This window comes from Falsiroseomonas algicola, assembly GCF_011040385.1.
GTDB classification, from domain to species: Bacteria; Pseudomonadota; Alphaproteobacteria; order Acetobacterales; family Acetobacteraceae; genus Falsiroseomonas; species Falsiroseomonas algicola.
In genome coordinates this window covers 1-18,583 of record NZ_JAAIKB010000031.1, presented here as the reverse complement: position 1 = coordinate 18,583, position 18,583 = coordinate 1, and the positions used below count along the sequence as shown (strand labels likewise).

The 18,583-nt window shown below is 69.6% G+C and carries 18 protein-coding genes, 2 pseudogenes and 1 other annotated feature; of the genes and pseudogenes, 9 read left to right on the top strand and 11 right to left on the bottom strand.

Annotation, left to right across the window (positions count from 1 at the left end; translation table 11 throughout):
- Positions 1-1,015: pseudogene (locus G3576_RS30380) on the bottom strand (IS3 family transposase); the annotation flags it as partial.
- Positions 613-729, bottom strand: a sequence feature (AL1L pseudoknot). Its footprint overlaps the pseudogene before it by 117 nt.
- A 107-nt stretch (positions 1,016-1,122) precedes the next feature.
- Between G3576_RS30380 and G3576_RS30375 the strand changes: the two are divergent.
- From G3576_RS30375 to G3576_RS30365, 3 genes are all read left to right on the top strand, one after another.
- The gene (locus tag G3576_RS30375) at positions 1,123-1,383 is read left to right on the top strand and encodes a hypothetical protein (RefSeq protein ID WP_164698237.1); all 261 of its coding nucleotides are present in this window, start codon (positions 1,123-1,125) and stop codon (positions 1,381-1,383) included.
- A 40-nt stretch (positions 1,384-1,423) separates the two neighbouring features.
- The gene (locus tag G3576_RS30370) at positions 1,424-1,699 is read left to right on the top strand and encodes a hypothetical protein (RefSeq protein WP_164698236.1); all 276 of its coding nucleotides are present in this window, start codon (positions 1,424-1,426) and stop codon (positions 1,697-1,699) included.
- A gap of 130 nt (positions 1,700-1,829) precedes the next feature.
- A complete protein-coding gene (locus tag G3576_RS30365; protein WP_207623117.1) occupies positions 1,830-2,777 on the top strand; it encodes an SDR family oxidoreductase in 948 nt (315 codons plus the stop codon).
- Here G3576_RS30365 and G3576_RS30360 read toward each other — a convergent pair.
- The 3 genes from G3576_RS30360 to G3576_RS30350 are packed head-to-tail and all read right to left on the bottom strand — an operon-like array spanning position 2,764 to position 4,957.
- On the bottom strand, positions 2,764-3,702 hold the full coding sequence (locus G3576_RS30360) for an alpha/beta hydrolase (RefSeq protein ID WP_164698234.1): 939 nt from the start codon (positions 3,700-3,702) through the stop codon (positions 2,764-2,766). The two genes, G3576_RS30365 and G3576_RS30360, sit on opposite strands and share 14 nt — an antisense overlap.
- Before the next feature lie 41 nt (positions 3,703-3,743).
- Positions 3,744-4,334, bottom strand: a complete 591-nt coding sequence (locus G3576_RS30355) for a DedA family protein (RefSeq protein WP_164698233.1) — start codon at positions 4,332-4,334, stop codon at positions 3,744-3,746.
- Entirely contained in the window at positions 4,331-4,957 is a 627-nt protein-coding gene (locus G3576_RS30350; RefSeq protein ID WP_164698232.1) for a class I SAM-dependent methyltransferase, read from the bottom strand. The genes G3576_RS30355 and G3576_RS30350 overlap by 4 nt, the downstream gene beginning before the upstream one ends.
- A gap of 152 nt (positions 4,958-5,109) precedes the next feature.
- Here G3576_RS30350 and G3576_RS30345 point away from each other — a divergent pair, with 152 nt between their 5' ends.
- Both G3576_RS30345 and G3576_RS32685 read left to right on the top strand, forming a co-directional pair.
- Entirely contained in the window at positions 5,110-5,820 is a 711-nt protein-coding gene (locus G3576_RS30345; RefSeq protein ID WP_207623116.1) for a response regulator, read from the top strand.
- Between the two features lie 11 nt (positions 5,821-5,831).
- Positions 5,832-7,157, top strand: coding sequence for a sensor histidine kinase (locus G3576_RS32685; protein ID WP_164698230.1), 1,326 nt, complete (start codon positions 5,832-5,834; stop codon positions 7,155-7,157).
- 44 nt (positions 7,158-7,201) lie between these two features.
- On the opposite strand, the gene G3576_RS32105 is transcribed toward G3576_RS32685, so the two are convergent.
- The gene (locus G3576_RS32105; protein WP_164698229.1) at positions 7,202-7,603 is read right to left on the bottom strand and encodes an Atu4866 domain-containing protein; all 402 of its coding nucleotides are present in this window, start codon (positions 7,601-7,603) and stop codon (positions 7,202-7,204) included.
- A gap of 10 nt (positions 7,604-7,613) precedes the next feature.
- Positions 7,614-8,330 carry an SDR family oxidoreductase gene (locus tag G3576_RS30330; protein ID WP_164698228.1) on the bottom strand — a complete coding sequence of 239 codons (717 nt, stop codon included), beginning with the start codon at positions 8,328-8,330 and terminating at the stop codon, positions 7,614-7,616.
- A 116-nt stretch (positions 8,331-8,446) separates the two neighbouring features.
- On the opposite strand from G3576_RS30330, the gene G3576_RS30325 reads away from it, so the two are divergent.
- Complete coding sequence (locus tag G3576_RS30325) at positions 8,447-9,358, top strand: LysR family transcriptional regulator (protein ID WP_164698227.1); 912 nt, start codon at positions 8,447-8,449, stop codon at positions 9,356-9,358.
- A gap of 55 nt (positions 9,359-9,413) precedes the next feature.
- Here G3576_RS30325 and G3576_RS30320 read toward each other — a convergent pair whose 3' ends face one another.
- On the bottom strand, positions 9,414-10,367 hold the full coding sequence (locus tag G3576_RS30320) for a LysR family transcriptional regulator (protein WP_164698226.1): 954 nt from the start codon (positions 10,365-10,367) through the stop codon (positions 9,414-9,416).
- Positions 10,368-10,510: 143 nt separating this feature from the next.
- Between G3576_RS30320 and G3576_RS30315 the strand changes: the two genes are divergently transcribed.
- Together G3576_RS30315 and G3576_RS30310 are read left to right on the top strand one after the other, a co-directional pair.
- Complete coding sequence (locus tag G3576_RS30315) at positions 10,511-11,491, top strand: MBL fold metallo-hydrolase (protein ID WP_164698225.1); 981 nt, start codon at positions 10,511-10,513, stop codon at positions 11,489-11,491.
- Positions 11,492-11,523: 32 nt separating this feature from the next.
- Positions 11,524-12,609, top strand: coding sequence for an aldo/keto reductase (locus G3576_RS30310; RefSeq protein ID WP_164698224.1), 1,086 nt, complete (start codon positions 11,524-11,526; stop codon positions 12,607-12,609).
- A gap of 88 nt (positions 12,610-12,697) precedes the next feature.
- Here the strand turns inward: G3576_RS30310 and G3576_RS30305 are convergent, their stop codons facing one another.
- From G3576_RS30305 to G3576_RS30295, 3 genes are read right to left on the bottom strand one after another with little or no spacing between them, the layout of a single operon-like run.
- Positions 12,698-14,854 carry a xanthine dehydrogenase family protein molybdopterin-binding subunit gene (locus G3576_RS30305; protein WP_164698223.1) on the bottom strand — a complete coding sequence of 719 codons (2,157 nt, stop codon included), beginning with the start codon at positions 14,852-14,854 and terminating at the stop codon, positions 12,698-12,700.
- On the bottom strand, positions 14,854-15,855 hold the full coding sequence (locus G3576_RS30300; protein WP_164698222.1) for an FAD binding domain-containing protein: 1,002 nt from the start codon (positions 15,853-15,855) through the stop codon (positions 14,854-14,856). The genes G3576_RS30305 and G3576_RS30300 overlap by 1 nt, the downstream gene beginning before the upstream one ends.
- Before the next feature lies 1 nt (position 15,856).
- Entirely contained in the window at positions 15,857-16,318 is a 462-nt protein-coding gene (locus G3576_RS30295) for a (2Fe-2S)-binding protein (protein ID WP_456237360.1), read from the bottom strand.
- Positions 16,319-16,741: 423 nt separating this feature from the next.
- Here G3576_RS30295 and G3576_RS30290 point away from each other — a divergent pair, with 423 nt between their 5' ends.
- On the top strand, positions 16,742-17,716 hold the full coding sequence (locus tag G3576_RS30290; protein WP_164698221.1) for an AraC family transcriptional regulator: 975 nt from the start codon (positions 16,742-16,744) through the stop codon (positions 17,714-17,716).
- A gap of 538 nt (positions 17,717-18,254) precedes the next feature.
- Here the strand turns inward: G3576_RS30290 and G3576_RS32795 are convergent.
- Positions 18,255-18,583: pseudogene (locus G3576_RS32795) on the bottom strand (hypothetical protein); the annotation flags it as partial.

Genomic DNA, 18,583 nt, shown 5'->3' with positions numbered 1-18,583 from the left:
GAAGACGCCTGCCGAGGCGCTCGACGCGGCCCTGCGGTCCGTTCAGGATGGTGTTGCGACGACCGGTTGAGACCAAGTTGGACGCCGCGATCGCTGTGATGGACGAGGCCGGTGCCCTCCACGGGCCGCCGATCATGCAGCGCCTGCTCAAGAGCATCGAGGACAAACCCGGCATAGGTGGTCCGCGACTCCCGCCAGCCGACGATCCGCCGCGCGAAGGTGTCGATGACGAAGGCGACGTAGACAAAGCCCTGCCAGGTCGCGACGTAGGTGAAGTCCGACACCCAGAGCAGGTTCGACCGCGGCGCCAGGAATTGCCGGTTCACCCGATCGGCCGAAGAAGGCGCGCCCTTGTCCGGCACCGTCGGTCCTGGTCTCTCTCCCGCGTACCACGCCGCGCAAGCCCAACTGCCGCATCAGCCGCGCCACCGTGCAGCACGCCACCGGCGTCCCCTCGCGGCCGAGCTGGCGCCAGACATTCCGCACGCCGTAGATGCCGAAGTTCTCGGCACGGACGCGTCGCACCTCCGCCCGCAGCATCCCGTCCCGCTGCGACCTGGCCGAGCCCAGGGCAGGATCGGCGCGCTGCGCGACGCGGGCGTGGTAGGTGGACGGGGCGATCGGCAGGACCCGGCAGATCGGCTCGACCCCGTAGGTGGCCCGATGATCGTCGATGAACGCGATCACGGCTTCGACGGGCGGTCGAGCTCCGCCAGGGCAAAATACGCCGACGCCTTGCGCAGGATCTCATTGGCCTGGCGCAGCTCGCGGTTCTCCCGCTCCAGCGCCTTGATGCGATCCCGCTCCTCGCTCGTCGGACCGGCCCGCTTGCCGCAGTCCCGCTCCGCCTGCCGCACCCATCGCCGCAGCGTCTCCGCCGTGCAGCCGATCTTCGCCGCGATAGAGCCGATCGCCGCCCATTGCGAGCCGTGCTCCCAGCGCCGTCCAGCACCAGCCGCACTGCCCGCTCCCGAACCTCAGGCGAGTAGTTCGCCGCCGTCTTCTTCGCCGTTATCGCTCCATCCTCTCAACAGTTGGAGCCTCCGGCAAACCCGGCGCGGTTCAATCCTTCCAAGGAGCCAGACTCTCTCGTTACGGGTGGATCCCGGGCAGGAGGGGGCGATGATGTCGCGCTCCGGCTTCTCGTTGAAATTCTGCACGCTGGTCAGCGAGACGCCGATTTCCTGCGTGTCGCAGTGGCGCGTAGTGCTAGCCGCGGACCAGCTGGCGGCGACCGCGCACGCAGTCTTCACCATTGTGCTGCCGCTTGGCTACGCTTCCAAAGCACTTTCGGTACTCCATTTCACCGAGCCATGGGCTGTGCCCGGTGACAGCATGCCATCGCGGCGCGGGCCGTCGCGCGGACATACGGCAGAATTGTAGGGGGATCATGGTCGGGCATTGCAACATGCCGGAGCCCCAAATGAAGACCGCCCACGCAACGAACACTGCCATTAGGGCCCAGGGTGAAAGGCCAGTCCTTCGACCCCTACCCGAAGCGATGCACGATGCCAGCTGGCAGGCATACCAGGGGTGGAAGCTGGGCCTCCTCACACCGCTCATCAGGTTGCTTGAACACACGACCAACCCGACCGACGACGAGATCGCCGCAGTCATCGCAAGCATCGATGATTGCGACGGCGCGTCGCCGGCCCTCACCGCCCTCCAGCGCCGCTCGGCGGCGCGGGTGCGCGGCTGAGAGAGGCCGTCGCGGGCTCCGCGATCGCCGCGTCAGCGCTGTCAACGGCGCGACGATCGGCATCGCGGCCCGGCGTCGCCACGCCCTCGTTCACCTGTGGGACAAGCGAATTTTCTCAATGGACACCATCATGACCGAAGCCATCGGATCCTTTCGTCAATCCGCCAGGCGCTGGACGGCCGAAAGCATTCCACCGCAGCACGGCAGGCTGGCCGTCGTCACCGGCACCGGCGGCCTCGGCTACGAAACCGCGCTCGCCCTGGCCCGCGCCGGTGCACGCGTCGTCGTGGCAGGCCGCGATCCGGGCAAGGGCGCGGCGGCGATCGCCGCAATCGATGCGGCAATCCCGGGTGGCAGAGCACGGTTCCGCCGCCTCGACCTGGCCAACCTGGACTCCGTCGCGGCCTTCGCAGCGGCACTGGCGGAGGAGGCGGACCGGCTCGACATCCTGGTGAACAATGCCGGCGTGATGACGCCGCCCACTCGGCGCCTGACGCAGGATGGCTTCGAGCTTCAGTTCGGCACGAACCATCTCGGCCATGTCGCCCTCACTGCGCATCTGCTGCCGCTGCTGCGGCGCAGTCGCCGCGCGCGTGTCGTGACGCTCAGCAGCGTCGCGGCGCGCAACGGGGCGATCGACTTCGAGGACCTGCAGGCCGAGCGATCTTACCGGCCCATGCCCGTCTACGGGCAATCGAAGCTCGCCTGCCTCGTCTTCGCGCTGGAATTCAGCCGGCGCAGCGCGCTGGCCGGCTGGGGCGTGGAGAGCCTGGCAGCGCATCCCGGCGTTTCCCGCACCGACCTGCTGCCCAATGGCGCCGGACCGCGGAGCATGCCGGGCCTGCTGCGACGCTTCCTGCCCATCCTGTTCCAGCCCGCGGCACAGGGCGCCTTGCCCACGCTCTTCGCCGCGACCGATCCCGCGGCGCGCAGTGGCGGCTATTACGGCCCGGACGGCTTCGGAGAGTTGCGCGGCCATCCCGCACCGGCCGCCATCCCGAAGCAGGCGCTGGAGGCGGAGACGGCGCGCCGCCTGTGGGAGGAGTCGCTGCGCCTGACCGGCGTCAGCTTCGGCTGAGGCAGGCCTTGAAGAAGGTGTCGAGACGCGACACTGCCTGCTCCACGAAGGCCGGCCTGTCATAGAGGTCATAGTGGCCGGCGCCCTCGATCACCACGAGGTCGCGCCGGTTGGGCGCCAGCTCCCATAGCCGGCGTCCCTCCTCGCCGGAGCCGGTGCTGCCGGGCACGCCGCCGATGACCACCGCCAGCGGCTGCACCAGCAATTCCGGCACAAGATGGAAGGCGTCAAAGCCCAGCAGCAGCGCGTGGCTGCGGAACAGCAACCGGTTGGTGGACTGCGGATGCTGGCCGCGCGGTGTGCGATAATAGTCCACCGCCTGCAGCGTCGCCTCGTCGCTCAGCCCCACCGCGGCGGCCTCGGCGGGGCTGTCAGGGATCCAGGGATCACGGCGGGGAACGGCGCCGCGTGCCTCCGCCGTGCGCGCGGCGGCAACCGCCGCCAGCAGCGATTCCGTCGTGCCGGCCTCGGCCTGCATCCGGCGGAAGGCGCGGCCGATGTTGTTGCCCACGACCGTGCCGACGGCCTTGATGCGACGCTCCGTAAGCGCGGTGCCGACCGCATAGCCCCCGCCCGCGCAGATGCCGAGCACACCGATACGTTCCGCATCGACAAAGGGCAGCGTCACCAGGCGGTCGAGCGCGCAGCGCACATCCTCCATCCGCGCCGCGGGATCCTCGAGGTCGCGCGGCTCACCGCCGCTCTCACCCTGGTAGGACGGATCGAAGGTCAGGACGACATGGCCGCGCCCGGCCATGCGGCTGGCGTAGTTGGCACCGATCTGTTCCTTCACGCTGCTGCCGGGTGTCACGACCACCAACGCCGGATGAGTGGTGCCGACATCGAAGCCGGGCGGCAGCCATAGCGCACCGACGATCTCGATCGGGCCGTTACGGAAGGTGATGCGGCGTGGCTGGTCGGTCATGGCGATTTCCTTGGTGGCTGAAATGACGAAGCAGGTGCGGGTCAGCGTCGGCGGCGCAGCGCCCAGGCGAAGAGGCCGCTGGTGCCCTCGACGACCACCAGCGTGGCAAGGATGGCGAGCCCGGCCTCGCCGGCCGCCCAGCCCTTGCGGTGCAGCAGGTGGCCGGCACCGGCGAGGATGGCGATCCAGCACAGCGACCCCGCCGCCGTGGCGAGGAGGAAGCCGCGCAGCGGCAGCCGCAGCACGCCGGCCGGCAGGGCGCTGACGATCCGCACGGTCGGGATGAGCTGGCCGAGGAAGGTGATGCGGGCGGGATTGCGGCCGTAGCTCGTCATCAACCGTCCATAGAGCCGTGGCGAGAGCAGGAGCCATCGGCCATGCCGCTGCACCAGCGCCGCCGCCCGCCCCGCTCCGACCCAGGCGCCCAGGCCGTACCAGGCGAGCGCGCCGCCAAGAGAGCCCGCCGTCGCCACCAGGCAGCGCAGCAGCAGCGCCGCGGCATCCTCCGCCCCGATCCCGATCGCGGGATGCAGCACGTAGGATGGCAGGACGGGCAGGAACTTCTCGACCAGGGCGGCAAGGAACACCGCCTCCAGGCTCGCCGCGCGCAGCAGCGTGTCCAGTGCCGTCACCACCCCATCCCCACGACGTCCCGCGGCAGGCGATAGGTCCAGACGCGCGCCGGCCACAGGTTACGCCACACCATGCCGGATCCGGCGGCGCGCAGCCCCGGGCGCGGCGCCGGGACTGGGGAGCGGATGAAGTAGGTGAACTGCACGAAGGGCGCGCCAGGCCTGGCGTGGCGCAGGCTGTCCATCACCAGCCGCAGGCGCTGTGCGGGGGGCCGGATCAGCAGCGGCAGCCCCGCCACGATGGCGGAGGCAGGGCGGTCGAGACCACGCACCAGGTCAGGCGCCGTCCAGGCATCCGCCTGCAGCACCGTGGCTTCGGGCCAGCGCTGGCGGAGCAGGGCGCAGAAGGTGGGGTCCGCCTCCACCAGCACGAGCCGGGCCGGGTCCACGCCGCGCTCGACCAGGGCGCGGGTGATGGCGCCGGTCCCCGGGCCCAGCTCGACGACCGGTCCGGGCTGCGCCGGATCGATGCGGCTGGCCATGGCGCGGGCAAGGTCGGGGCTGCTCGGCTTGAAGGCGCCGGCCTGCAGAGGATTCCGCATCCAGGACCGGAAGAACAGCAGGTCGTCACGCGCATGGGATGCGTCGCGCAAAGCGGAATCGGCAATCGTCTCGACGGACATCGGTCACCTCGGCTTCTGGTCTCGAAGGCCGCGGACCGTGGTGGCGCTTCGTGTCTGCCGTATTTCTTCGTAACCTGGGCCAGCGCCGGCGCCAGACATCCGGCGGAAACATTGGCGCCCGAATGGGACCTGGGTCGCGACGGAAAGGACCGATGCCGGACAGCAACCAGACCGTGCTGATCGTGGACGACGATGCCGGCATCCGCGAGGTGATCGCGGAGAGCCTGCGCGGCCATGGCTATCGCACGCTCGACGCCGCGGATGCGCGCGGCATGGAGCGCGTCCTGGCCTCGCAACCCGTGGACCTGATCCTGCTCGACGTCCTGATGCCTGGGGAGAATGGGCTCTCGGCCTGCCAGCGCCTCGCACGGGCCGCGCACCCGCCCGTCGTGATGCTCTCGGCACTGGACACGCCGCCGGACCGCATCGCCGGGCTGAATGCGGGGGCCGACTACTATGTCGGCAAGCCCAGCAGCCCCGCCGAACTCCTCGCCATCGTGAAGGCGACCCTGCGGCGGGGCGTGCAGACGGCAGGCGGCGCCTTCGCCCCCTACCGCGTCGGCTTCCTCGGCTGGACGGCCGATTTCAGCGCGCATGAGCTGCGCGACCCCGCGGGCGTGCTGGTGCATCTGACGGATGGGGAGCTGTTCATGCTCAAGGCCTTCGTGGAACGGCCGCGCCGCGTGCTGACGCGCGACCAGCTTCTCGATGCCGCGCGCGGGCCGGACAGCAACGCCTTCGACCGCGCCGTGGACGTTCAGGTCAGCCGGTTACGGCGCAAGCTCCGTGCCGGCGGGGACGAGCTGATCCGCACCATCCGCAGCGAAGGCTACATGTTCGTTCCCGCCACAAGGCGCCTGTAGGAAAGCCGACCGTGAATCTCCGCGCCGTTCCCCTGGTCGTCCGCAGCGCTGCCATCGTCATCGCCTGCGTGATGCTGGTGCAGCTGCTCAACCTGGCGGTCTTCGTCGCCTGTCCGCCGGTACCCCTCGGCCCCGTCGGCTTCGAGACGATGCAGCGCGCGCTGATGGGCGACGGGCCGGTCCGCGGCGTCGAGATTCGTGACATCCCGGTGCAGGAAGTGCCGCCGCAGGAGCCGCTTCTTCTCGCGATGCGGGATGTGATGGCGGTGCGGCTCGGCCTGCCGGAAGCGGAACTGCGCGTGCATTTCGTCTCCGTCCTGCAGGCGCTGAAGGGCACGCGCTACGCCGCGCATCGTCTGGCGACCGGCGGCGCGGACCCGGCCAGCGAGAAGGCAGCGGCGCTGGACTTCGCCGGTGGCATCACCCTGGCGCGGCATCTCGGCGATGGCAGCTGGCGCGTCGTGAACCCCTCGGGCTCCATCTTCCGCGGCTGGCTGATGCTGGCCGTGATCTGGGTGCTCGGCACCATCCTCTTCGCCATTCCCTGCGCCTACCTCGTCGCGCGCTGGCTGTCGCGGCCGATCCGGCACTTCGCCGAGGCGGCGGAACGGCTGGGCCGCAACCCGCGCGATGCGGATCTGGAACCCGACGGCCCTCGCGAGCTGCGGGGCGCCACGCTGGCTTTCAACGAGATGAAGCGCCGGCTTGGCCGCTACGTCGATGACCGGCTGAATCTGATGAGCGCCATTGCGCATGACCTGCGCATTCCCCTCACGCGCCTGGCCTTCCGGCTGGAGCGGGTGCCGGAGGCGATCCGCAGCCGCGCCGAGGCCGATATCGCGGAGATGCAGCAGATGCTGGGGGCGGTCCTGTCCTTCGTGCAGGCGACGCATGCCGCGCGGCCGCGGCAGCCGCAGGAACTGCGCTCCCTGCTCTCCACCATCGCCGACGACATGGCCGAGACCGGCAGCCAGGTCAGCCTGGAGGAAGGGCCGGACGTGATCCTGCCCGCCGACGACATCGGGCTTCGCAGCCTCTTCACCAACCTGATCCACAACGCCGTCACCTATGGCGGCGCTGCGCGCGTGCGACTCACCCGGAAGGATGGCGCGGCGGTGGTGGAGATCGAGGATGACGGGCCCGGGCTGCCGCCGGAGGAGCTGGAGCGCGCCTTCGAACCCTTCTATCGCGGTGAGCCATCACGCAACCGCGCGACGGGCGGGATCGGCCTGGGCCTCGCGCTGGTGCGCTCCGTCGCGGTCGCGCATGGCGGCTCCGCGACGCTGGAGAACCTCGCGACGCGTGGCCTTCGCGCGCGGGTCGTGCTGCCTGCCTGACCTGCGGTCGGCCTGCGCGCCAGGCCAACCGTGTCGCCGCAACCCTATCGCTCCCGCCGGAACACCATGCCGCCATGATGCAGCGTGTTCTCGTCGATGAAGGTGCCGTCCGCGGTGAAGCCGGTATCGTCCCAGTAGTCGATATGGGTGCCGCGGACCTCGTAGCGCCCGCGATAGGCGCTGCGGCGCGTCCCACGCGCCTCGTCATAGCGGCCATTCGGTAGCAGTTCCTGCCGGACATGGCCATCCTCCGTCACCCACATGCCGACATAGGGGTGGCTCGGCGCCGGCGCCTGGCCGGCATTCGACTGTTGTATCATCGGGGCATTCACCTTTCGTAATCGCAGGAAACCGAAGCCGCCGGCGATCACCGCGAGGAGCGGCGACGCGCAGATCACTGCCGCGGCGCGGCGCCCCTGGATGGAGGCGTTCCGCGTCGAAGTCATCGCGCCGCGCTCACCGGCTCGCGGTCGGGCGCACGACGATCTCGCTGACATCGACATCGCCGGGCTGCTCGATCGCGAAGCGCACGGCGCGGCCGATCGCATCCGGCTGCAGGGCGATCGCGCGGTACTCCTTCATGGCCGCCACGGCGATCGGGTCGGTGATGGTGTCGGCCAGCTCGCTCTCGACGACGCCGGGATGGATGCAGGTCACGCGGATGCGGTCATTCTCCTGCCGCAGCCCTTCGGAGATCGCGCGCACCGCGAATTTCGTTGCGCAGTAGACTGCCGCCGTGGGCACGACCTGCAGCGCGCCGATCGAGGCGATGTTGACGATGTGGCCTGATCCACGCTCCGTCATCTCTGGCAGCACGGCGGCGATGCCGTGCAACACGCCCTTGATGTTGACGTCGACCATGCGGTCCCACTCCTCGACCTTCAGCGAGGCCATGGGCGAGAGCGGCATGACGCCGGCATTGTTGACGATCACGTCGATCCGGCCGAAGCGCCGCCGCGCAGCCTCCGCAAAGGCGGCGACATCGCCGCGGTCGGTGACGTCGAGCCGACCGACCATCGTCTCGCCGCCGATCTCGGTGGCAAGCGCCTCCAGCCGTTCGGTGCGGCGCGCACCGAGCGCCAGCTTCGCACCCGCTCGGCCGAGTTCGCGGGCGATGCCGGCGCCGATCCCGCTCGAGGCACCGGTGACGAGGACGACCTTGTCGAGAGCCATCAAGCTTCTCCTCTTCTTGTCCTGCCCAGGAAAGCCTGGGTGACGGAGAGGTAGCCATGCGCCATTGTCGCGATAAGCTGGCTCCAGATTGCCACCAGGGAAAGCCCAGCTAACCAATGCCCGCCGACCTGAACGCCCTTCTCGTCTTTGCGCTGGTCGCCGAGGCACGGAGCTTCCGCAGCGCGGCCGACAGGCTCGGAGTCACGCGCTCCGCCGTCAGCCAGACGATCCGGCGCCTGGAGGAGGGCCTCGGCATCGCGCTTGTCCTGCGCACCACCCGCAGCGTCAGCCTAACGGAGGCCGGGGAAAGGCTGCATGCGGAAGTCGGGCCCGCCCTGGCGGAGATGCGCGCCGCGCTGGAGCGGACGGCGATGCTGACCGGCCAGCCGCGCGGGCGGCTGCGGCTCGCCGTCTCCTCCATCGCGGAACGCTTTCTCGCCGGGCCCTTCCTCGCCACCTTCCTGGCGACGCATCCCGAGGTCGAACTCGACATCACCGTGACGGATGAGGAGTTCGACATCGTGGGCGAAGGCTATGACGCGGGCGTTCGCCTCGGCGAGGTGATCGAGCAGGACATGATCGCCATTCCCATTGCGGGTGATGAGCGGCAGCTCGCGGTCTGTGCGCCCGCCTACCGCGACCGCTTCGGCGTACCGTCGCATCCGGCGGAGCTGGCGCGGCATCGCTGCATCGGCTGGCGCCCGGCACCTGGCGAAGCGCCCTATCGCTGGGAATTCGCAAAGGGTGGCAAGGAGTTCCGCGTCGCCGTGCCGCCGACCGTCACCACCAACGACATGGCATTGATGATCAAGCTCGCCACGGCTGGCGCAGGCATCAGCTTCGGGATGGAGGAGAGCTTCCGCCCCTTCCTCGATCGCGGTGAGCTGATTGCCGTCCTGGAGGATTACTGCCCCTTCTTCGCGGGCTTCTACCTCTACTATCCAAGCCGGCGGAACCTGGCACCCAAGCTCCGCGCGCTGGTCGATCATCTGCAGTCCAGCCGAAGCCTTGGTCCGCCGGGGCGCTGAAGCACGATCTGTCCATTCGGACGGATCGTGCCGCAGCGCCGCCCGCGGCCTCCGCTCAGGACGGCGACCTCTCCCGGCGCCGAGGCGAGGCGGGCGGATGCGGCGCATCGCTGCCCTCCCAGCGGGTGCCGCGCAGATGCTCCAGGAAGGCCCGCATTGCCGCGCCGGTGTGGCGCCGGTTGGGGTAGTAGAGGTACCAGCCCGGCAGCGTCGGGCTCCAGTCGCGAAGCAGCTCGATCAGCTCGCCACGCGCGACATGGGCCTTCGCGTAATCCTCGAAGACATGCGCGATGCCCTGGCCAGCCAGTGCCGCCTGCAATTCCTGCTGCGCCGAGCTCAGGGTCAGACGGCCATCGGGCGTGACCTCCAGGCCCTGGCCGGCCTTCTCGAAGCGCCAGGTCACGAGCGTGCCGCCTGGGAAGCGTCGCCGGATGCACGCATGCCCGACCAGGTCATGCGGCGTGGCGGGCTTGCCCCGCTTCCGCAGGTAGTCCGGCGCGGCGACGATCGCGTAGCGCAGGGGCGGGCCCAATGGTACCGCGATCATGTCCTTCTCGATCTGCCGGCCGAAGCGCACGCCGGCATCGAAGCCCTGCCCGACGATGTCGATGATGGCCGCGTCACTGATGATCTCGACCTTCACCGCCGCATGGCGGCGCATGAAATCGAAGGCGAGCGGACAGAGGACGTGGTCCGCGGCCGGGCCGGGCGCATTGATGCGGATGGTGCCCGACGGCACCGCGCGCATCCCGTCGAGGTCATCGAGCGCCTGCCTGATATCGCCCAGCGCCGGGCCCAACCGCTCCAGCAGGCGCGCCCCGGCCTCGGTGGGGGCGACGCTGCGCGTCGTTCGGTTCAGCAGGCGGATGCCCAGCGCCGCTTCCAGCGCCGAGATTGTCTGGCTGAGCGCGGAGGAGGAAACGCCGCGCTCCGCTGCCGCAGCCCTGAAGCCGCCGCATCGGATGACGGCCGCGAAGGCGTCCAGGCTGTCGAGGCGGAGCGGCGGCATTGCTAAGCCCTGCTTATCAGGCCGTGCAGATTAGGGGCGGTTAAGGGCAAAGGTCGACAGCCTCATCTGGAAGCGGCGCCAGGGTGGCAGGCCGGCAGGGTGCCGGTGCCGCCCGGCGTGATGAGCAATGATGGAGACGCCGCATGCCTGAACCGATCAGCACCCGCCGCCAGACAGCCCTGGCTGCCGTGGCCGCCGCCTTCGCACCGGCAGGTGGCACTCGACACGCCGTCGCGCAGCCCGTCGCGCTCGCGGGCGGCAATGCGGGGCATTACCGCTTCCGCGTCGGCGACATCGCGGCAACGGTGCTGAGCGATGGCGTGATCGGCGGCCCACCCCGTGTCTATGCGATCGACGCACCGGAGGAGACGCTGCACGCCGCGCTGCGCGATGCCTTCCTGCCGACCGATCACCTGACCCTGAACCTGAACACGCTGCTGATCGAGGTAGGCGGCCGGCGCATCCTGATGGAGGCCGGCGCCGGGCAGACCATGGGGCCGAATGGCGGTCGCCTCTTCGCCAACCTCGCCGCCATCGGACTGACCCCGGCCGATATCGACGCGGTGGTGATATCCCACACGCATCCCGACCATGTCGGCAACCTCCGCGCCTCCGATGGCGGGCGCGCCTTCCCGCGCGCCACGATCCTTGCCCCGCGGGCCGATTGGGAGTTCTTCGTACGCGGCGAGCCCGACCTTTCCTACATGCCGGTGCCAGAGGATTTCCGGCGTCGCTTCGCCGCCGCCATCAAGCGCAGCGTGGAGCCGGTGGCGGCTGGGGTGGAGCTGTACGAGGGCGGGGTGGAGATCCTCCCGGGCCTCACGACCATCGCGGCGCCCGGCCACACGCCCGGCATGGCTGCCTTCCTGGTCCATTCCGGGCGCGACCAGCTGCTGCTGACCACCGATCTTGCCTACCACCCCGTGGTCAACCTGCACCGTCCCTGGCGCCCCGGCCCGGACCGCGATCCCACCGCCGCGCTGGCGGCGCGCCGGAGCCTCTTCGACAGGGCGGCTGCCGACCGCATCCCGGTACTCGGCTTCCACTACCCCTTTCCGGGCGTGGGTCACTTGTTGAAGACGCAGGCAGGCTACGCCTGGGTCCCGGCCGCCTGGCAGTTCTGACGCTGCAAAATCCGATCAGGACAGGAGATCCCATGACCGATCAGCTCTCCCGCGCCAGCCGGCGCGGCTTCCTCGGCGCCGCGGCGGTCGGCGCGACCCTGGCCAGCACACGCAGTGCGCTCGCCCAAGCTGACGGCGACACGGCCGCCGCGGCGACCGCCGCCGCCGCTCCGCCGCTTACCCGCCGGGTCGGTAGGACCGGCCAGGAGATGACGGCGCTTGGGCTCGGGACTTTCCTGACCTATGACCTGATGCCGGGCGACCGGCGGGACGCGCTTCGCGAGGTTCTGCGCCGCTATGTTGCCGGCGGCGGGCGCTTGGTGGACACCTCGCCGCTCTACGGCTCCGCGGAGGTCAGTGTTGGCGCCTTCCTCGCCAGCCTGCCGGAGGCGCCGGAGGTTCTAATCGCCAACAAGATCTGGTCGACCGGCGAGTACCTTGGCGATGAGAGCCACGCGCTGGCGAGCCTGGAGCAGTCCCGGCTGCGGACCTGGCGCGCCTCCATCGACATCATGCAGTGCCACAGCCTGGTCAATGCGCCCGTCGTCGTTCCGCTGCTCCAGTCCTGGAAGCGCGAGGGGCTGATCCGGCATGTCGGCATCACCCACCACGAGACTGCCGCGCAGGACGAGCTGGCGGCGATCGTCGAGAGTGGCGCGGTGGACGTGGTGCAGACGAACTACTCGATCTTCTCCCGCGGCGCCGAGCGGCGACTGTTGCCGGCCGCGGCCGAGCGCGGCGTCGGCGTCCTGGTGAACCTCCCGCTGGAGAAGGCACGCTTGATGCGAGTGGTAGATGGCCGCCCCCTGCCGGACTTCGCGCGTGAGATCGGCATTGCGAGCTGGGCGCAGTTCTTCCTCAAATGGGTGATGGGCCATCCGGCCGTGACATCCGTCTTGTGCGGCACGTCGAACCCGGCCCATGTCACGGACAACCTGCATGCGCTGCGCGGGCCGCTACCGGACGAGCCGATGCGCCGGCGCATGGTGGCGCATATGGAAGCGATCTCGGGTTTCGCCGACACCGGCAGGATGCCCTGGTATCCCGGCAAGGACGGCATGTACCAGGGCCTGATCCGGGCCTCTCAGGCGAGGGCCAGGAGCAGGCTAGCCATCTAGCGCACCGGGCCCGTTTGCCGCGTCCAGCGGCGGACCACCGCGGCCCTGGGCCTGCCTTGCCCGTGCAGGGCGCGGTCCCTGGCGAGGCTCACAGCAGATCATCGACGCGGATCGGCAGCTTGCGCAGCCGCCGGCCGGTGGCATGGAAGACGGCGTTCGCCACCGCCGCCGAAACGCCCACCATCGAAACCTCGCCTAGCGACTTCAGGCCGATGCTGTTGAACAACGGGTCGGGCTCGTCCACGAAGCCGACATCGATCTCGTCGACATCTGCATTCGTGGCCACCACATACTCGGCCAGGTCGTTGTTGAGGAAGCCGCCATAGCGCGGGTCGGTCTCCGTCGCCTCGCGCAGCGCGTGGCTGATGCCCCAGACGACCCCGCCTCGGACCTGGCTCGCCGCCGTTCGGGGACTGACGACGCGTCCGCAATCGGCGATGCTGACCACGCGCGGCACGCGCACGCGCCGGGTGCGGGGCTCGACGCGAACCTCCACGAAATGCGCGATGTAGCTCATCGTCGTGAAGTCCGGATAGGCCGGGCCGGTGACCGCATAGCCGCCGGCGCGCATCCGCTGCAGCGCCGCGGAATCCTGGCCGGGGCCGACCTGCGAGACCTCCACTTCCAGGAAGGGACGGCGCACGGTGGCGATCTGCTGATGCAGCGTCCCGGCGATCCGCCGGCCGTCCAGCAGTTCCGCGACCGCCTGGCGCATCCGCGCGACGGCCTGCACGACCAGCGGCAGAGCGCTGGCGGATCCCCAGGACCCGGCCGTGAGATGCTGTGGAGCGGCGGTGGTATCGCCGACCAGGATCTGCAGCCGGCGTTCGTCGATCTGCAGCTCACGCGTCAGCACGGCGGCCAGCGCCGTGCGGATGCCCTGGCCGAATTCATGGCCCGCCACGGCGAAGCGTGTGCTGCCATCAGCCGCGATGCGCAGCGTCGCGACGGCGGGATGGATCAGCGTGGGATAGAGGCCGCAGGCGACACCCCAGCCGATCTGTGTGCCATCTGGCGCGGCCATCGATGCCGGCGCCGGATTGCGGCGCGACCAGCCGAACCGCTCCGCCCCGATCTGCAGGCATTCGTTGAGGAAGCGGGAGGAGAGCGGCTTGCCGGTATGCATGTCGGTCCGGGTGTCGTTGGCCATCCGCAGCGCGACGGGATCCCGCCCGAGGCGGTAGGACAGCTCGTCGACGGCGCTTTCGAAGGCGAAGCAGGCGGGATGCTCATAGGGCGCGCGCATATGCCCGGGCGCCTGCGTATCGGTGCGGATATTCGCCGCGATGCCCGCATAATCGGCGATGCCGTAGAGGCGCATCGCGCCGTCATGGTACTGGTTGGCGGGGAAGCCGCCGCTGCGCGAGTTCTGCTGGTCGACCTCGTAATGCACGCCGACCATCCGGCCCGTGGCGTCGGCGCCGAGCCGGATGCGGTGGCGGCTGAGCGGGCGGAAGGTCGCGAGATGGAAGATCTGTCCGCGCGGCGCGACCAGCTTGACGGGCCGCCCCGTCAGCATCGCGGCGCGCGCCACCAGCGCGGTCTGCCGCTGCACCCAGCCCTTCTGCCCGAAGGCGCCGCCGACCGTCGCGCTTTTCACATCGACGATCGCAGGATCGATGCCGAGCGTGCGGGCCACGGCGACCTTGATCGCGCCCGCATTCTGCGATCCCTCATGGATCAGCAGCCGGCCATCGGCCCAGACCGCGGTGGTCGACAGCAGCTCGATCGGGTTGTGGTGCTGGGTCGGCGATTCGTAGCTGGCTTCCACGATCGTCGAGGCGCCGGCGAGGGCGCGCGCGGCATCGCCGGTCGAGACATCCGGTGCCGGCTCGCGCGCCGCGCCGGGACTGTCCACGGTGGCGCTGAACGGCGCGCCCTCGATGCGGACCCGCACGGCCTCGGCGCCCTCGATCGCGGCCTCCAGCGTTTCCGCCACGATCAGCGCCAGCGGCTCTCCGCGGAAGGCGATCTCCGGCACCAGACCGGGGCGTGGCGAGTTCGGCAGGTCGGCAACCCGCTGGGTAGGCGCGAAATCCGCCGGGGTGAGGATGCGCGTCACGCCGGGGATACGCAGCGCGGCCTCGGTCTCCAGCGCCGCGACCCGGCCCCGGGCGACCGGCGAGGGCACGGTCATCGCGTGGAGCAGGCCGGGGAAGCGCATGTCGGCGGCATAGGCGGCCGCGCCCCTGACCTTGTCGAGGGCATCGATGCGCGGCCGGTCGGCGAAGGGTGGGGCAGGCATCAGGGCCTCCTTTCCGCGGCGATGATCAGCGCGTCCGCGACGGTCCGCGCGCCGAGTTCGAGCTTGAAGGCGTTGTGGTGACCGGCGCGCGCGTCGCGGAAGGCGGCATGGCCGGCGGCGAGGGCGAGCTCCGGCGTCAGGCGCTGGCCTGCCAGCATCTGCTCGGCCGCCGGGGCGCGCCAGGGCCTGGTCGCGACGCCGCCCAGCGCGACCCGCGCCTGCGCGATGCGGTCGCCCTCCAGCTCCAGCACCACCGCGGCGGAGGCCAGCGCGAAGGCGTAGGATTCGCGGTCGCGGATCTTGTGATAGGTCGAGAGCCGCCCGGCATTGCGCCGGGGCACGGTGATCGCGGTGATCATCTCGCCCGGCGCCAGGGTGAATTCGTGCTGCGGTGTCTCGCCGGGCAGCCGGTACAAGGCATCCACCGGCATCGAGCGCGGCCCGTTCGGACCGAGAAGCTCGATCCCGGCATCCACGGCGACCAGCGCGACGGGCCAGTCGCCGGGAGAGACGGCGGTGCAGGCCTCGCTAGTCCCCAGCACCGCCTGGCTGCGGTCCAGCCCGCCGATGGCGGCGCAGCCGCTGCCGGGCTCGCGCTTGTTGCAGGGATAGACGCCGCCCGCGCCGTTCCTGAAATAGGGGCAGCGCGTCCGCTGCAGCAGGTTTCCGCCGACGCTCGCCATGTTGCGCAGCTGCTGGGAGGCGGCCTTGGCCAGCGCCTCGGCCAGCACCGGGTGGTCGCGGGAGACGACCGCATCCGTGGCGACCGCACTCATCGGCGCCAGCGCGCCGAAGCGGAGCTCCTCGCCGGCGGTCTCGATGCGGTGCAGCTCGCCGATGCCCGTGATGTCGATGACCTGTCCCGGCCGCTCGATGTTGAGCTTCATGAGGTCGTAGAGGGTGGTGCCGCCGGCGATGAAGCGGGATGCCGCGCCGCCCTGCGCGGCCGCGCTGACCGCTTCCTGCGCCGTGCGCGGACGGATGAGCCTGAAGGATTGCATGTCAGCCGCGCCCCATCCTGGAAGCGGCATCCTCGATGGCGGCGACGATGCCGACATAGGCGCCGCAGCGGCAGATACTGCCGCTCATGTATTCGCGGATGCGCTCGCGCGAGGTGGCGTTGCCTTCCGCCACGCAGGCCACGGCCGCCATGATCTGGCCCGGCGTGCAATAGCCGCATTGCAGGGCATCGTGGTCGATGAAGGCCTGCTGCATTGGATGGAGCGCATCGCCATGCGACAGGCCCTCGATCGTGAGGACCTCCCGCCCATCGGCCTTGGCGGCGAGAGTCAGGCAGGATGCGACGCGTCTTCCGTCGAGATGGACGGTGCAGGCGCCGCACTGGCCGTGATCGCAGCCCTTCTTCGCCCCGGTCAGCGCCAGCGTCTCGCGCAGCAGGTCGAGGAGGGAGGTGCGGACATCGATCGTCACCGCGACGGGCCGGCCATTGACCAGGGTGCGGATGGCCGTGGTGCCCTCGGGCAGCGCCGTCACCTGGGGCGACTGCGCGCGCAGCGGCACGACGGACAGCGCGCTCGAGGCCATGGCGGCGCCGATGCCCAGTGTCGCACGCCGGTTCAGCGATAGCGGGTCGGTTGAATCGCCCTGGGGTGACGCGCGATTCCGGTCTTCGGGATCGCCCTTGGCGGAGATGTCGTCATTCCGGCTCATTGTTCCGCTCCATGATCCGTGCTGTCGGCCTGTCCGGCCGGCGCATTCCGGACCTGGATGACCAGGCCTGCGGGCCGTGTCCGGACTTGCGCACCGGATCAGGGTAGCGACGCCGCTGCATCGCGGCTTGCCAGCGGCTCCGCCAATCTTGCCCGATTCTCTGCTTCGCGTGGCGCCGGGCGGTCCTGCGCACTATCTTCTCGGCAGGAGGTGCGCATGCATCAGCTCATTCGCGCGATCGAGACCTATGCCTTGCGTCACGCAAACGCGAGCGGGCTTGCGGTCGCGCCCATGCCGGGCGTCCGAATGAAGGTCGTTGCGCGGCCGAGCAGCCGCTTCGACGCCGTCTACCGGCCTCTGGTGTGCCTGATCCTGCAGGGAGCCAAGCATCTGTCCGTGGGCAGCGAAGAACGCCTGGTGCGTGCCGGGCAGACCCTGATCGTCAGCGCCGATGTTCCCGTTGCGGCACGCATCGTCGAGGCCAGCCCGGACCGGCCCTATATCGCCCTGGCGATCGACCTGGACGTGGTGCGCCTGCGCGAGGTGGCCCTGCGCATCGGCGATTCGTCGCAGGCGACGCAGCGGCCGCCCCACACGCTGTTCGCGATCGACACGGAGGCGGCCGCGTTGGACTGTGCGGCGCGCCTGCTTCAGCTGGTGGACCGACCGGATGCTATTCCCCTCCTACAACCTGGCATCATGCAGGAATTGCACTACTGGCTGCTCGCAGGTCCGCATGGAACGGCCCTGCGCGCACTCGCCAATCCCGGCGGCTATGCACACCGCCTCGTTCCCGCCATCGCGATTCTGCAAGCAGAGTATCGCTCGCGGATCACCACCGGGCGGCTGGCTGCTGCGGTCGCAATGAGCGCTTCCAACTTCTACAAATACTTCAAGCAGCTCACCTCGCTGACGCCGGGCAAGTATCAGAAGCATTTGCGCCTGATCGAGGCCCTCCGTCTGATGTCGGAAAGCGGCTGCTCGGCTTCGAGCGCCGCCATGGAGGTCGGCTACGAGAGCGTCTCGCAGTTCACGCGTGAGTACCGGCGGCACTTCCAGGCGCCGCCGAAGCGCGACAGCCTACGTAGGCTGACGACGGCGAGGCGGGACTCCGCCAGCCTCGCGGCGGCCACCACGCGTCAGGCTGGCCAGAACAGTCGCAAGATGGAATCAACCGAGTCCTCAGTTTGACGCCGAGGGCTCCGTTGCAATCTGTTGGCAAGACGCAAGCCGCGCCTCGACGGCGGCGATTCCATCAGGCGGCGGCCAGTTCTGCCTGCCCGTCGATGAGTTCGACGCTTTCCGTGGTTGCATTGGCGCTGACGCTGAACTCACACTTAATGATGCCGGCTTCGCTGGGTCGGCGTTCCGCGTTGCGGAGAGTTGGAGCGCGATGGTATTCCCGCGCCTGTTCGCCGCCTGGTACCAATCGCCGACCGCCCCTGCGCCTTCATGTAGGTCTCATCCACGCGCCAACTCGTCGCCTCAGGCCGCGATACTGCCACCGCAGCCGCTTCCCTGTCCCGGCGCATACCTCTTCACCTACCGAACAATGGTGCCGTGATCGACCGGGACGCAGTGCCCCAACATCTGCTCGCTGCAGCTCACGCCGTAGGGGCAATACCAACGCACAGCACGATCAGGGCTAGCCAAGTCAAGGCCGCGCTAAACAGCCGAATTTGGGAGCTGTCAGAGCCGGCCCCGCGTGCGAGCGTCAACCCGGTGCTTGTCAGGGGATTAGTCCCGCTGACCGGTAGGTATCGATGACCCGATCGAACAACGGAAGATTGTTTCGGCTTCTAGCGATCAGTTGGGCGCCGATCACGGCCGCGTAGATCGCTGAGGCTCTATCGCTTGAGTCTTTCCTTTTCGTGACGCCGAGTTTTGCCAAAGCCTTGTTCAGCCAAGCGACGTTCATATCCGCGACGGCGCGTGCCGATGGTTTCGGGCCGTCCTCAGCCCAGACTACAATGCAGCGCATGCCGACCACTTCCACTTTGACATGGGTCCGTCGACCGTTTGCCGGTGATGCCATGGCGACAGGGCTGAACGCTCCAA